Genomic DNA, 13,656 nt, shown 5'->3' with positions numbered 1-13,656 from the left:
GGCGAGCAGACTTTTAGAGCCTGCCAGCCCCACATCAGGGTTAAGGTGTCAAACCGCCGCCAAGCCCATCTGGCATGCAGATTTCGGTGGTTGTACCGCCGCCTGGCCCTTGGCTGGTTGTGCCAAGAGGCCCATCGTTTTCCACGATGACACAGGTGATCAAAGTGCAGACACCATTATTGCATTCATAGTATGAGTATGAATTGCCTTGTGCATGTGCCGCGCTTCCTGAAAAAAGCGCCAGCATACCAGCAGTCGTGACGGCGATTTGTTTGTTTAGTTTTTTCATTGAATACACTCCATTACTTGAAATGCCATTCCGGAAGGCATTTTTACTATTCACTCAGAAGTGCATTGCATCAATCAATTATCTGTTATGCGTTTGTAGAAGTGGCCCAATGGAGGAAGTTGTGCCGTGATTGCGACAAAGTGAGCGCTTTGGGTAAAAAGGCCCATTAATCACGATATAGCTTGCGAATGCGAATAAGTCGCAATATCAGAGGTGTCGGCTCTCTTCTGTCGATTCGTCTCATGCGTTGGACACGAATCTCTGTGAGCCCAACTCTGGGCTGAAGCGTTTATCCCTGCTTAAGCTCGTTCTAACCGGGTCGGTCTGTGATGGATCGGCCCGGTTTTTTTGGCCCATCTCACCAAGCGAATTTTTGGAACAATCGAAGGGTAAACGGCTTAAAGACACATGCTTTGGGCGATGCGTCATCCTGTGCGGCTTGTGCCGCTCCTTTATCTTATCGCCATTGTCTTTGGCACCATCCTGCTGTGGCTGCCGCTTTCGACATCCGGGGAGGCGGGTGCGCCTTTGTCGACCGCGCTTTTCACGGCAGTCTCGGCCATCGCGGTCACCGGGCTGATCGTTGAGGACACGCCGACCTATTGGAGCATGTTCGGGCAGTGTTCGATCCTGCTGCTTATTCAAATTGGAGGTTTGGGCACGAAAACGGCGGCAACGTTCTTTGCGCTGATCCTGGGCCGCAATGTTGTGTTCCGGCGTACGGTTGAGCGTGATATTGAGCGCGAGCAACTGCGCCTTTCGGATGCAGGCTCTGCGATCAAGTTGATCCTGATTGTGACACTGATCGTTGAGACAGTGACGACCGCAATCCTCACTTACCGCTTCCACACGCTCCATGAAATGCCGCTCGGCACAGCCTTTTGGTATGGCCTTTTTCAAGCGGTGAGCGCGTTTAACAATGCGGGCTTTTCGACCTTCTCGGACAGTTTGATGGGCTTTAACACCGACGCCGTGATTCTTATGCCGATTGTGCTTGCGGTGATCATCGGCTCGCTCGGCTTTCCGGTGATCCAGGATATGATCCAATGCGGGCGCAGAACCAACAATTGGACTTTGCATTCGCGTATCACATTGTACGGCACGATTATTCTGCTGGTCGGTGGGTTCCTTGCGGTCCTTTTGGCTGAAATGACCAACCCTGACACTTTGGGCCCGATGTCTATAGGCGCAAAGCTGCTCAACGCCTTCACCCATTCCGCCATGCCGCGCACAGCCGGCTTTAACAGTCTCGATGTGGCCGCCTTTCGCGATGAGACGGTGCTTTTCAACTATATCCTTATGTTTATTGGCGGAGGCAGCGCGGGGACAGCGGGCGGGGTCAAGATCACCACCATAACCATCCTGTTCGTCATCCTGATCTATCAGGTGCGCGGGCTCGGCGATGCAGAGATGGAAGGACGCCAGATCAGCAACCGCCTCGCAAGCCAAGCGGTCACCGTCATATTGTTTGCTTTGAGTGCGATTGTCCTTGCCTCGTTCTACCTTATGGCGAGGACGGCCTTTGCCTTTGAGGATATTGTGTTTGAGACGATCTCTGCTTTCGCGACGGTGGGCCTTAGCCGAGGGATCACTGGCGATCTTCCAGTCGACGGCCAGCTTGTGATTGTCGCGCTTATGTTCATTGGACGGGTGGGCACGATCACAGCGGCAACTTGGCTGGCGATGGGGGCGGTGGGACGCGGCTCACCTCTGCGCACCGATGCAAAGGACCCAATAATCGGCTGAGGCGCTTTTTACGCTTGCAGCTTTACCCGCGCGCAAGCACATTGGTGTCAATGCTGCGCCAGTATGAACTTGTGGAACGGGTCCTCGATTATGACCCTGACGCCGATGAGGCGGCGCTGAACCGCGCCTATGTCTACACGGTCCAGAAACACGGCAGCCAAAAGCGCGCAAGCGGGGACCCCTATTTCTCGCACCCGGTCGAAGTTGCCGGGCTCATGACCGATCTTCAGCTTGATCAAGAAACGATCATGACAGCGCTCCTCCACGATACGGTCGAAGATACGCTGGCGACTATTGAAGATATTGAGGAGAAATTCGGGCCGGATGTGGCGCGGCTGGTGGATGGCGTTACCAAGCTCTCAAAAATCGAGACCATGCCCGAAAACGAGCGGGCCGCCGAAAACCTGCGCAAATTTCTCCTCGCGATGTCAGAGGATATTCGCGTCCTTCTGGTGAAGCTCGCCGACCGACTTCACAATATGCGCACGCTCCATTTCATCAAAAAACCCGAAAAGCGCCAACGCATCGCGCGCGAGACCATGGAGATATACGCGCCCTTGGCAGAACGCGTGGGCATGTATGAGTACATGCGCGAGATGCAGGCGCTGGCGTTTGAACAGCTGGAACCTGAGGCGTTCAAGACGATCACCGACCGGCTCGAAGTTTTACGCGGGCAAGACAGCGGCGAGGTTGATGCGATTGCGCTCACCATCAAACAGGCATTGGCCGAGGCGGGCCTCACGGTCGAAGTCACAGGCCGCGAAAAGCACCCCTATTCGATCTGGCAAAAAATGTCAGAGCGCCATGTCAGCTTTGAGCAAGTCACCGATATCATGGCCTTCCGCGTCATCACCGATACAATCGCGGATTGTTACGCTGCAATGGGCGTCCTGCACACCACGTGGCAGTTCTTACCGGGCAAGTTCAAAGACTATATCTCAACGCCAAAGACCAATGGCTATCGCAGTTTGCACACATCATTGATGTATGAAAACTCGATGCGGGTGGAGGTTCAGATCCGCACCCGTGAGATGCATGATCGCAATGAATTCGGCCTGGCGGCACATTGGGCTTATAAACAAGACGACAAGGCCGATGGGCAAGTCGCGTGGCTGCGCGATTTGATTGAAATTGTCGATGCCAGCCATGATGCCGAAGAGCTGCTCGAACACACGCGCATGGCGATCTATCAGGACCGCATCTTTGCCTTTACGCCAAAGGGTGCGCTCTTTCAGCTGCCAAAGGGTTCAACAGCTGTGGATTTTGCCTTTGCGGTTCACACGGACCTTGGCCTGTCCACTGTTGGCGTAAAGATCAACGGCCGACATATGCCGCTTCGCACGCAGCTGGCCAATGGCGATGTGCTGGAAATTATCAAAGGCGGGGAAGCGGGCCCGCAACTCTCCTGGCTTGGATTTGTCGTCACCGGCAAAGCGCGAGCCGCGATCAAGCGTGCAGTGCGCCTTAAAGAGCGCGATGAGGTTGCCGAAATCGGTGCAAAGCTGTTCGATGAAATCGCCGCGCGGGTGCCTGCCAAGATCGGCAAAAAGGCTATCCGTGCAGCCATCGAGCGGCTCGATATGGATGAGCCGGATGATCTGATGTTTGCCATTGGCGCAGGCAAGATCAGCGACCGCGAAGTCATGGAAGCGCTTGTCCCTGGTTGTACTTCTGAGTTCGAAGAGGACGAGGACTGGGCAAAACGCGAGCGCCAGATTTCGATCCGTGGCCTGACCCCCGGTGTCGCCTTCGAGCTTGCCGAATGCTGCCACCCGGTCCCGGGAGACCGCATCGTTGGGTTAAGGCGCAAAGGTGAGCGCGTGATCGTCCATACAATTGATTGCCTTGAGCTAGCGAACGGCGTCGACAGCGATTGGCTTGACCTCAATTGGGGAAGGCGCTCGCACGGCGCGGTTGGCCGTTTCTCAGTCACTATCTACGATAGACCCGGCGCCATTGCCGAAATGGCAGGGGTGTTTGCGCAAAATAAGGTCAATGTGAATAAGCTCACTCAAACCAATCTCGACCTGCCCTTTGCCACTTATGAAATTGATGCTGAAGTGAACGACGTTGCACACCTTGCCCGCATTCTATCAGCCCTTCGCGCCAATGACGCAGTGGCGCAGGCAGATCGGATTTGACCCAACCTTGCGCCAGCTCGCTTGGTTAATTTCCCGTTTACCATGTCTTAAGTCTATCCCCGTAAAGCCTTTGATGAGGTGTGGTCCGCGTCTGGGCTGCATCGGCAAAGGGGGCAATCGAAAGGGGTTGGGGAAGTGACAGCGCTAAACCATCAGTTTGAACCGGATTTGTCAGCTATTGCTGCGGTGTCCAATGGTATGCCCATCAGCAAAGTTGAAGCGGGCAAATTTGAAACCGACGAAGTGGAGGCCAGCTCCAGTTGGCTTGACCGATTGTCGGTGACCAACAAGCTCAGGATCGCGGTGCTCGGAAACACCATCGTTCTTGCGTTTCTTGTTGCGATTATCCTTCTTGCCGCTTGGTTCTTTACCGAAACGGGACGCGATCACTCGATTTCGAACTCGGTCGAAGCACGAAGCAACAACGCCGCAATCGCGCTGTATGATGCAGGAGAAAGCATCACTAAGGCGCAATCGGCCTCGACGTCTGCGGATCGGGATCGCGCATTGGCCCGCGCTGAAGATGCTTTGGTGCGCGCTGTTGCCCTGCTAGATGAACCGATTACGCAAGCAGGAAGCGCTATCCCGATGAGCTATGGCACCACCTATATGGACCTTCGCGAAGATGTGAATGGCTTGCAAACCAAGGTGCGAGCCGCAGATGGCAGCACCGTCGACCTTGCCAGTTTGCGCTCAGACATTGAAACTACGAAATTCGAAATTGTCGCCTTCACCAGCGACATCAGGGGCAGCATTAAAGAAAGCACAGCTCAGCTTTTTGATAGCATCACTGCTTTCTTGATCTCTCTGGTCTTACTGAGCGCTGCTTGCATCGGCGCTGCCAGTCTTGCCGCACGCAAGATTGCCGCGAACGTTTCGACAAAAATCACAAAGCTCACCCGCACGATGGACCGCATTGTCGCTGGCGAAACATCGGTTGCCATACCGGGCCGCGAATGCAGCGATGAGATCGGCCATATGGCGCGTTCGCTTGAAGTGTTCAGGTGTTCCTCGCTTGAGCTAAGTGAGCTCAACCAGAAACGCGCAAGCGAAGTGGAAGATCAATTGAGGCGCCAGAAAATTTCCTCTGAACAAATGCGCGTTCTCAAACTTGAGAAAAGTCAGCTTTTGGAAAATCTGGTGCAAGGGTTCGAGGTGTCGGTTGGTGAGCTTATCACCTCGGTTTCGGCGGCCTCTGAGCAGCTCAAAGCGACATCGGCGCAAATGGTTGATGTCGCTGATGGATCGAACGGTCAGGCTGACAGCGCCAGCGCGGCAATGAAACGCGCGTCTTCCAATGTGACGGCAGCGGCGGCAGCAACAGATGAATTTGCGCTATCGATCAATGAGATTAGCCAGCAAGCGACCGCCTCGGCCACTTTGGCGCGTGATGCGACCGTTCTGGTGGCCAACGCCAACACGCGGATGGACGATTTGTCGAGCGCGGCAGAGGAAGTGGGCGAGATTGCAGGGCTCATCCATACGATTGCTCAGCGCACCAATCTGCTTGCTTTGAACGCGTCGATTGAGGCGGCGCGCGGCGGGGAAAGCGGGCGCGGCTTTGCGGTGGTGGCAAGCGAGGTCAAAGAGCTCGCCATGCAAACGAGCGCTGCGACAAGTTCGGTCGCTGAGAAGATCAGCGCTATGCAAGAATCGACCAGGTCGAGCGCCGGGGATTTGGGCTCAATCTACAACCAGATCGAAGAGCTGGAAAAGGTTGCGGTTGTCATCGCCACCGCGGTGGATCAGCAGTCCGTCTCTGGCGAGGAGCTTGCACGCAATATCGACACCGTCGCCGAAGGGTCGCGCCAAGTGAGCGAGCTTTTGGTAACGCTAAAGGTGGCAAGCGAAGACACAGGAGCTGCAGCTGGTGATGTCGTGGCGAGCGCAAATGCGCTCGGAACGCACGCTGATGATCTGCGCGAGAAGGCGGGACGATTTATCGCCGATGTGCGCCGGTCTGCGCGCGAGCTTGAGGCGGATGGGAAATCGGCTTAAATCGGCGCAACGTTGACGGCCACTTGGTCGCCGGGGGCCAAGCCTTCGGCTTTCATAACCTTTTTGCTGACGAGCAAGATCCACTCTGATTGCTTATCTTGCGGGAATACGGATGTTTTCCAGTTGGTGTCGCCAATGGTGGCTGTCACTTTGAGCGATCCAAATCCGCCCCGCTTTCCAAATTCCAGCCTTTGCATAAGGGCATGGCCGGTAAGCGCCTCTGCCTCATCACCGGTGAAGCCGACAAGGTGATAGGTCGCCTTCTCGCCCTGCCATTTGCGCAAGGGGAGGGTGGCGGTGATGGTGTCATTCATTGCCGACAGAACGGATAGGAACAGGGATATTGCAAACATCCGCGCCGCCTGCTGGTACAATGAAGAAGGGATCACGCCGATTGGCCCTTGCTCTGGCATAGTCGACGAAAGCTCGACTGTTGGTATCGAGATACTCGAATTGTGGGCGCTCTGATTGAGGCAGGTCAGATGCAATACGGATTGAGAGGATCGGCGTGCGAAGGTCCGCTTCTTCCTCGGTATAGAACCCCAAGACGCCCGAGCCACGTGGAAGGGATGACAGGTGCTCCATGCCGCTAACGATTTGGCCGGCCAGAGCGATATTGCGATCAAGGTGACGCGGCGCATGGCCAATCACAGTATAGAGTTCGGCACCATTGCCAGCATCAGGCGAGTAGTTGCGCCCAACGCCTACCATGCCGTAGCAGTGGACGGGCCAGACCTCATCGGGGCTTAGGATATCTTTGATTTTCTGTACACTCTCGCCCGTGAAGGTGTTCTGGTATGGCAAGGAGACCTTCTTGACGGAAGTTGTGGCTGCAACAGGGAACGAGCCAACGTATGAAAAGGCGCGTGCATAGGGATCATCAAAGCCGTTCCAATTTTTACCCGGCTGGGGCCTAGGTGTAAGCTCTCTTACGCTTCGCTCGCGTCCGTTCGCATTCCAAATATGCGTAAACATCGCCTCGTCAAAGGCGAGCGTGTAATCCTGATCGCTCATGACGTTTAGCCCGCCGGGCAAAGGCTTAGTCTCAATCCCCTCGCCCTCGGGATTATCATGCCCCGGATCGCCCCATTGGACGACGTAATTGTCCTGCACGCGGTTGACCGAAATCCCGTCATACCATTCGGCACGGGCGAGGGTGCGGATGTTCTCGACCCATCCTTGACTAAAAGGCGCTGGCATCAACTGGATCACCACTTCGCGCGGGTTTCCATCGCGGTCCGGCGCAAGTGTCATCACCAGCAAATCTTCCGCCGCAATCTGGACCCAATCTTTGTCCGCTGCGGCGTTCACAATCTCATTGGGGGAGGGCGCTACCTGCGCCTCTTCTTGAGCGGACAAAGGCGCGCCCAATTGGGTTGAAAGCGCGATCAAAGCGGCGGCTGCGAGCGTTGTGTGTTTCATCGTGACTTTCATGACATCACAGCGCTTGCACCTCAAGCCTGTCACGTTTAGAGGGCTCCCCCAACGGAGACGTGGCCGAGTGGTCGAAGGCGCACGCCTGGAAAGTGTGTATACGGTAACCCCGTATCGTGGGTTCGAATCCCACCGTCTCCGCCATTTTTCGGTATTATGGCGCAATTGCACCAAACCTTACACTCATGTTTTTGTATGGGCGTTCAGCTCCCTGATCGCGGCATTATAGGCTATCCTAGCCTCCTCAAGCTGCGGACGCAGGTGTTCGATTAGAGCTGCATTGTTAAGTCGTCCCGCTGCTTGGAAGCGTCTTTCCATTCGGTCGTGATTATCGAATGTCCTTATCCAATGCTGGAAGGGTTCGGCATCAACAAGCGCCATTTTTCTCTCCTATTGCTTCGAAGCGGTATTGCGCCAGAAAACGCAGAAAGACAGGAAGTGTAAAGTGCGCTTGCTGGTTACTCGACTGACCGAAGCGCTTGCGAGTCTAACATACAGCCAGCACGCTGGATCGCGAGAGTCCTCGTTTCCTCGTCGGTAGCGAAAACGATTTCTTCCAAGATCGTTCTGAGTTTATCGTAGTGCTGCAAACGCATCCAAGTTTCGTCGAAGCCCAATCCCTCTGAATGGACGTTCGCCGAAAAAGTGTTGCCTTCCACGTCGATGCTGTAATCCGCAGCAAGTCCATAAGGACGAAGCATACCACCCAGTCGATCTAAGACCTCTCGCAACAGTGTAGCCTCATCTCCCGACTGGCGCTTAATTGTCATCGCGACTCCTCGCTTGTCTAGTCTTCATAGCGGCGGCCGATCCTTGGGATAGGAAGGCTTTCAAGATCGGCGCGCTCTCGGCTGAGACCCCCAAGGCTCTCCCATTTTCTATATCGAGACCTAATACTTGCTAAAGTGATCCCCATGAGTTCTGCCGTCGCGTGATTTGACTTTCCCAAATCAAATAGCCTGTAACATATCTCTTCGCCCCGAGCCGTGAGCCTTCCATTTGCGTATTGATTCAATGGATGGCGTGGATGATGCTCCCCTGTTAACCCGGTGCCTTTAAGCGAGAGTTCTGCATTCAGACTGGCGATGTCTGCTTTTCTCTTCTTCATAAGCGCGACGATGCGACGTTTCAGCGCCCGAAGATCGGCCGTTAAAGCGCGATCAACTGCGGAAAAGAGCACATCATTGAACCGTATCGAGATCACATAATGATTTTTGACAGCTCGATCAGCCAAAAGGCGACGAGCGGCTCTTAGTTTCTCCACAATCTCATAATCGTGCTCCGGGCGGTTCTCCGCAAATTCAACATGGGAACGGACGAAGCTATCAGGGCTAAGATCGGCAGATAGTTCGTGAAGCTGATGCGCCATGGCGTTGCGGTGACCGATCAGATCGAGCATCTCTTTCTTTTCTTTAGTGCTCAGCAGGCCATCGTCGATAAGCTGACGAAACGCCTTTTTCATCCTGTTTTTCGGTTGTGCAGGTTGTTGACCTTGTTCGCCTTCATCAAGAACCGTTGTTCGAAAATTCCGATGACATTCAGCCGCAGAAACAATGTCGCGTTTCAGTTCCTCGGCATGGTAGATGGCTAAAGTGGACTGAAGCGCCCGATAGCGGATGAGGCATCGCTCTAGTGCAGGAAGACGTCCACCAAGGGCGTCAGTAAATCGAGGCGATGGGGGAGCCACAGAGAGCCGAGCTTTCGAACTAGTCTTCCTCAGTCATCCATGCCGCCAGCGGCGCGTATTCCTGCCAATATTCCCATTCGAAACGGTGTTAGGCCCATGGGCGTCATGGGTGGCATAGGTGCTATCGGCACCATGACATTGTTCCCGCAGATCGCCTTATAACCTTCAATGAAGCCGTCTTTGTACGTTCCATCAATTGCCATTCTTACCTCCTCTAATTCATGGGTTAGGCCTAATTCATTACTTAGAGAATGAATGTCGTACAGCTCTCCACAATATTCTCTATTCATAGCTTGCTTTGATGTATTTTTTATACTCCTGTGCGGCAGATTGATTGCTTGAGGAGACGTCATGTCTGAAGACTTGTTCCCAATTGGTGATGCAACCGCATCCGATATTCGCGATCTTAAAAAATCTGGTCTGCTTTTACCAATAAAGCAAAATGACCCACCGATGCTTGTGGTCGATTGGGACAGGCAAATGCACGCGGTTATGCTGGACGGGGATCATCCATTCGGCTTCTTTCCAATCAAGTTGGACACGCCGAGAGTTGGACTGTTCGTTCCGGATGCTGAAATCTTGGTAGATTTCAGCTCTGCAAAGAGTAATTTTGGGCTTGAAGAGACGAAGGGCGTTCTTGTCTTGGAGCAGGAGCAGCTCTCTTTAGTTGGTAAAAGAGTAGGCGATCAGTTCGGCGATCCAGTTACAGTACCTCTTTGGCAGCAAGTCGATGGTGGCTCAGAGTCCGCAGCAGTAGCGTTCACACGTTGGGGAGTCGGGGTACGAGACGGGCATAGAATTTGCACTCTCTGGGAATGGGAGTTGACTGCCGAAGGCACCGTAACCTTCAGTGATTGATTGAGTTAATGGTTTCAAAGATTGTAGGAATGGCGAATGTGTTAGAGCACGCCAGTAAAGGCGTTAACATCCTCTCTCGGATTATCGATCAGTCTAGCCTTCCGATCGTCGTTGCGGATGCTTTCATGGGTAAAGGAGCGCGACATGTCGAATAGTGAATTGGACGATGAGAAAACTGCACGGTTCGAAAAGACTGTGGCAGCAGAGTTGGGTTTGTCACTCGCCCAACTAGATTGCATCGAATGGGATGCACTGCCTCATTGCTCTGACGATGGCGTCCAATATGGCTGGAACATCTATTTCGGAGAGGGCTCAGACCCTGAAATCATCGCAAAACTCGACGACCGGCTAACAGGTGATTTCATTCGCATTGGCTTGTTAGGGATCGAGGAATAAGGCTACCAAATGAGCAGTGAAACAAGACTCATTTCAGGCCATGATACGGTCCGTATCGAGCACAAAACTCAAGAACTCTGGACCGACCCAAATAAGGTCGGGAGCATGGGGATTCATCAAGGGCAATATTGTACGGTAGAACTAACCAAGACTCGGGACCATCAAATCTATGTGTTTGTCAGGATACACACTTGGGGCGATCAGTTCCTGAAGGGCAACATTCCGTTTCGTGCGTCTCAAGAAGCTCATAGCACCATGGACATACGTTGGACGGAACACGGGGCAGTCCTGCAATTACATCCTCACGACGAGATTGAACTAGATTGGCAATCGCATTCGTAAGTTCCTGATCAGTCATCTCCATTGCACCGTAAAGGTAGCCAATATTGTGCTCCCATAAGCGCGCTTGGACGTATTCTGCATGAGACTGCGCGTCGCACGCAGACACAACGAAATGTTTCATAGTTCACCTGATTGTTGAGAAAATCGTCCCAGCCCCGCCGCGATCGAGTGTCGCGAGCATACACCAATCCTATTGAAAAGTCAATGTTTGCCGCCTAGTTTGGCAATGTCTCGTGGTGGCTTAACACCATCACGAGACGTGCGTCTGAGCGCACTGAACTTGGGTCCGCCTTATGTCGGGCGGCCCATCGAATACAAGAGGTCGCAAGGCTGAATAGGTGGGGTGTGCTTACCCAAGTTCGCGCATGTTAACCGTCCCGGCACCAGCCGGGGCCGAACTTGGGGCATTGTATGCTGGAACTTGCTATGGCGGCCGTATTGGCCGCAACCACACCGTCTATTGCCAAGCCGATCTATTTGGTATGTACGCTGAATGACGATCCCGACTGGATCATGGATGTTCAACTGAACGAGAACGAGGGCATCGCCAACTTTCAATACCGCCACAGCGAAGGCGGGAAGTTGGTGACACGCAACGCATCCTTCACATCTACCGAAATTCAGTTCGAAGTTTACAGGATCAGCCGCGTCAATCTAACCTTCGTCAAACGCAATGGCAGCAATTGGTGGGATCGCGATCTCCCACCAACGCAGGAAGGCGTATGTCAAATCGATCAGCGTGAACGAGCAATCTAGTTGGCTTCAATGGCGCACTGAATACGACTTGTGGCAATCATTACACGCCGACAAACACCATCCTCCTCTGCTTCAGTCATATGCCCGGATAGAAACCGGGATGTTGTAGCTTGGCTGGCCAAGTCATCGATGTCGGCACAGGGTAAGTCGAGTGTGATCGGTTGAGCCTGCCCCATGAGGTGAATTGTGAAGGTAGACATTAGGCTGCCTCCTTTCGGCGCTGCCAATAGCCTTTCCATTGCCGGGAAATGGGATGGCGTGCGGCCAACGTAAGCACGTCGATGTACCGCGAAGCGCTATCGACCCTGCGGTGGTCCTCGCGCCAACATGCGTCATTTGCGTAAAAGAGCGTGTAGAGGCCCGCAATCTTGTGGTGTGTGCCAAGCTCGATGCGGCGCAACCGAGAGAAGAATGACTCTGCATGATTGGTCGAAATCCATCCGTCCGCGTACTCCTTAGAATGGACGACCCGGAAAGACTGAAAATTCGCGGAAATCTTTGCAGAGCCATTAAAGCTGTCGGAGAAGACGATAGTTCCTTTTTCAAGAACATCGGGCAGCACGTCAGGCATGGCGCTCTCTTTGGGCACTATAAATGCTCTTGAACGGCCGTGCCGCTCACGGGCGATCATCACGACTTTTTGTTTTTCCCTGTTGCGATTGAGACGGCGGCGATTTCGACGCGAAGGATTGCTCTTCCCCGGCTTCACATAGCCGCCACACCACATTGCATCGATTTCCACTTCTCCGCCTAATCGAAACGACGATTGATAAGCGGTGACGACCTCGCGAAGCTTGTGTGCGATCACAAACGCGCTCTTGTATGAGATTTCGAGGAACTGACTAATTCGGATAGCTGAGATGCCCTTGGGTTCGATCACAAAGTGAGCAACCAAGAGCAAAAGATCACGGTAAGAAAGTTTGCGATCTTGAAATACTGTCCCAGACGTTGCTGAGAATGTTGCACCACAGGATTTATCCGAACACTTCCATCTGCGACGGGTCTTAATGGAGTAGACGTGCGTGCAGCCACATTTCGGGCAGAAGGGATGACCCTCGTTCTCCGCAAAGCGGAGCCCAACGAACTCGGCAAAAGCCTCGTCGTGGGTAAGGCGATGGATGCGCTTCAAGCTAAGCGATCGTGCCTTATTCGAGAGTAAAAAGTGCTGCGATGTTTCCTCCTTTGCGAAATCGCAGCGAAGGAAAAATACATATTATCTATTTAAATCAACACTTTTGTTTTCCGGAACTGGGTTTGGCAGTTTTCTGCGGCCCACAGCATTAACCATCTTACTTTTCCCGGAACTGCTTACCTTTGGATTTTCCGGAACTGCCCTCAATAGGCAAGAATCACCTCTTGATGATTCGCCATTCTTTTGCAAAATCGCCTTGCGCTTCGACGAGTTCACCTTCGTACTTCTTGAAATATGTGCCGACCGAGTTGGCGACCCGATGGAGTGCATCAGCGTCATCTTGGTCGTGTCCAACCTTAGCCAACATCAAGGGCGCTAGCTCCCTTGGCCGCGCCCAGTCGTCTAGTTCGCGAAGCGTTTCCAGAGCGGTCTTACCCAGATCACCTGACCTGAAAGGATTCTTCCACACGCCAGCACGAGTTGGTTTGATATTGACCGGCGTCCAGTTAGGATATTCGGAGCGCAAGATCGTCTCTGCCGAATTAGCCACTTCACGAAGCTCGGCAATTCTCTGACGCAACGATATGAGTTTCTTGAGGCCTGCCCTTAACTGGTCGAACTCTGTCTCGGCAGCCTGCAACTCACCAAGGACTTGAGATAGTTTCGTTTCAAGAGAGGCCTTTAAGTTCGTTCTTCCCATACGAAGAAGATAGGAATGTCCGCGAACTTACGCTTGGTGCAATTGCGCCATATTACCGCATTTTTTCCGGCATTATGGATACACGCGTTTATCGCCAGACAATGCTCTGCGCTGCTGGTGCCGCTTGCCGCCGTTTGGGATGCTGTTGCTGCCAAGAGGTGCGGGGCCGTGTTCTCG

General features: G+C 53.5%; 15 protein-coding genes and 1 tRNA gene. 7 read left to right on the top strand and 9 right to left on the bottom strand.

Features of this window, described 5'->3' with window-relative positions; translation table 11 throughout:
- Positions 1-40 precede the first annotated feature (40 nt).
- Positions 41-289, bottom strand: coding sequence for a hypothetical protein (locus AC0V61_RS02845; RefSeq protein WP_486155767.1), 249 nt, complete (start codon positions 287-289; stop codon positions 41-43).
- Positions 290-709: 420 nt separating this feature from the next.
- On the opposite strand from AC0V61_RS02845, the gene AC0V61_RS02840 reads away from it, so the two are divergent.
- The 3 genes from AC0V61_RS02840 to AC0V61_RS02830 all read left to right on the top strand — a co-directional run bounded on the left by AC0V61_RS02840 (position 710) and on the right by AC0V61_RS02830 (position 6,174).
- Complete coding sequence (locus AC0V61_RS02840) at positions 710-2,035, top strand: TrkH family potassium uptake protein (protein ID WP_486155766.1); 1,326 nt, start codon at positions 710-712, stop codon at positions 2,033-2,035.
- A gap of 50 nt (positions 2,036-2,085) precedes the next feature.
- Positions 2,086-4,176 carry a RelA/SpoT family protein gene (locus tag AC0V61_RS02835; protein ID WP_486155765.1) on the top strand — a complete coding sequence of 697 codons (2,091 nt, stop codon included), beginning with the start codon at positions 2,086-2,088 and terminating at the stop codon, positions 4,174-4,176.
- Between the two features lie 135 nt (positions 4,177-4,311).
- Complete coding sequence (locus tag AC0V61_RS02830) at positions 4,312-6,174, top strand: methyl-accepting chemotaxis protein (RefSeq protein ID WP_486155764.1); 1,863 nt, start codon at positions 4,312-4,314, stop codon at positions 6,172-6,174.
- Here AC0V61_RS02830 and AC0V61_RS02825 read toward each other — a convergent pair.
- Positions 6,171-6,527 (bottom strand): DUF1905 domain-containing protein, encoded by a 357-nt coding sequence (locus AC0V61_RS02825; RefSeq protein ID WP_486155763.1) that lies wholly within the window; start codon positions 6,525-6,527, stop codon positions 6,171-6,173. The two genes, AC0V61_RS02830 and AC0V61_RS02825, sit on opposite strands and share 4 nt — an antisense overlap.
- Positions 6,481-7,596: a peptidylprolyl isomerase gene (locus AC0V61_RS02820; RefSeq protein ID WP_486155762.1), complete on the bottom strand. Its 1,116-nt coding sequence runs from the start codon at positions 7,594-7,596 to the stop codon at positions 6,481-6,483. The genes AC0V61_RS02825 and AC0V61_RS02820 overlap by 47 nt, the downstream gene beginning before the upstream one ends.
- A 65-nt stretch (positions 7,597-7,661) precedes the next feature.
- On the opposite strand from AC0V61_RS02820, the gene AC0V61_RS02815 reads away from it, so the two are divergent.
- A tRNA-Ser gene (locus AC0V61_RS02815) sits at positions 7,662-7,752 on the top strand.
- A gap of 39 nt (positions 7,753-7,791) precedes the next feature.
- Here AC0V61_RS02815 and AC0V61_RS02810 read toward each other — a convergent pair.
- The 4 genes from AC0V61_RS02810 to AC0V61_RS02795 all read right to left on the bottom strand — a co-directional run bounded on the left by AC0V61_RS02810 (position 7,792) and on the right by AC0V61_RS02795 (position 9,498).
- A complete protein-coding gene (locus AC0V61_RS02810) occupies positions 7,792-7,989 on the bottom strand; it encodes a hypothetical protein (RefSeq protein WP_486155761.1) in 198 nt (65 codons plus the stop codon).
- 77 nt (positions 7,990-8,066) lie between these two features.
- Positions 8,067-8,378, bottom strand: coding sequence for a hypothetical protein (locus AC0V61_RS02805; RefSeq protein WP_486155760.1), 312 nt, complete (start codon positions 8,376-8,378; stop codon positions 8,067-8,069).
- A 17-nt stretch (positions 8,379-8,395) separates the two neighbouring features.
- Positions 8,396-9,295, bottom strand: coding sequence for a hypothetical protein (locus AC0V61_RS02800; RefSeq protein ID WP_486155759.1), 900 nt, complete (start codon positions 9,293-9,295; stop codon positions 8,396-8,398).
- Between the two features lie 29 nt (positions 9,296-9,324).
- The gene (locus AC0V61_RS02795) at positions 9,325-9,498 is read right to left on the bottom strand and encodes a hypothetical protein (protein WP_486155758.1); all 174 of its coding nucleotides are present in this window, start codon (positions 9,496-9,498) and stop codon (positions 9,325-9,327) included.
- A 148-nt stretch (positions 9,499-9,646) separates the two neighbouring features.
- Here AC0V61_RS02795 and AC0V61_RS02790 point away from each other — a divergent pair, with 148 nt between their 5' ends.
- The 3 genes from AC0V61_RS02790 to AC0V61_RS02780 all read left to right on the top strand — a co-directional run bounded on the left by AC0V61_RS02790 (position 9,647) and on the right by AC0V61_RS02780 (position 11,647).
- Positions 9,647-10,153 carry a hypothetical protein gene (locus AC0V61_RS02790; protein ID WP_486155757.1) on the top strand — a complete coding sequence of 169 codons (507 nt, stop codon included), beginning with the start codon at positions 9,647-9,649 and terminating at the stop codon, positions 10,151-10,153.
- 144 nt (positions 10,154-10,297) lie between these two features.
- Positions 10,298-10,549 (top strand): hypothetical protein, encoded by a 252-nt coding sequence (locus AC0V61_RS02785; RefSeq protein ID WP_486155756.1) that lies wholly within the window; start codon positions 10,298-10,300, stop codon positions 10,547-10,549.
- Between the two features lie 753 nt (positions 10,550-11,302).
- On the top strand, positions 11,303-11,647 hold the full coding sequence (locus AC0V61_RS02780) for a hypothetical protein (RefSeq protein ID WP_486155755.1): 345 nt from the start codon (positions 11,303-11,305) through the stop codon (positions 11,645-11,647).
- A gap of 199 nt (positions 11,648-11,846) precedes the next feature.
- Here AC0V61_RS02780 and AC0V61_RS02775 read toward each other — a convergent pair whose 3' ends face one another.
- Both AC0V61_RS02775 and AC0V61_RS02770 read right to left on the bottom strand, forming a co-directional pair.
- Entirely contained in the window at positions 11,847-12,656 is an 810-nt protein-coding gene (locus tag AC0V61_RS02775; RefSeq protein WP_486159433.1) for an IS1595 family transposase, read from the bottom strand.
- Between the two features lie 340 nt (positions 12,657-12,996).
- The gene (locus tag AC0V61_RS02770; RefSeq protein WP_486155754.1) at positions 12,997-13,479 is read right to left on the bottom strand and encodes a hypothetical protein; all 483 of its coding nucleotides are present in this window, start codon (positions 13,477-13,479) and stop codon (positions 12,997-12,999) included.
- Between the last annotated feature and the right edge of the window lie 177 nt (positions 13,480-13,656).

The organism is Erythrobacter sp. JB1-4 (assembly GCF_057365025.1).
Note: the sequence above shows the minus strand (reverse complement) of the source record. Positions and strands in the feature narration are given on the sequence as shown.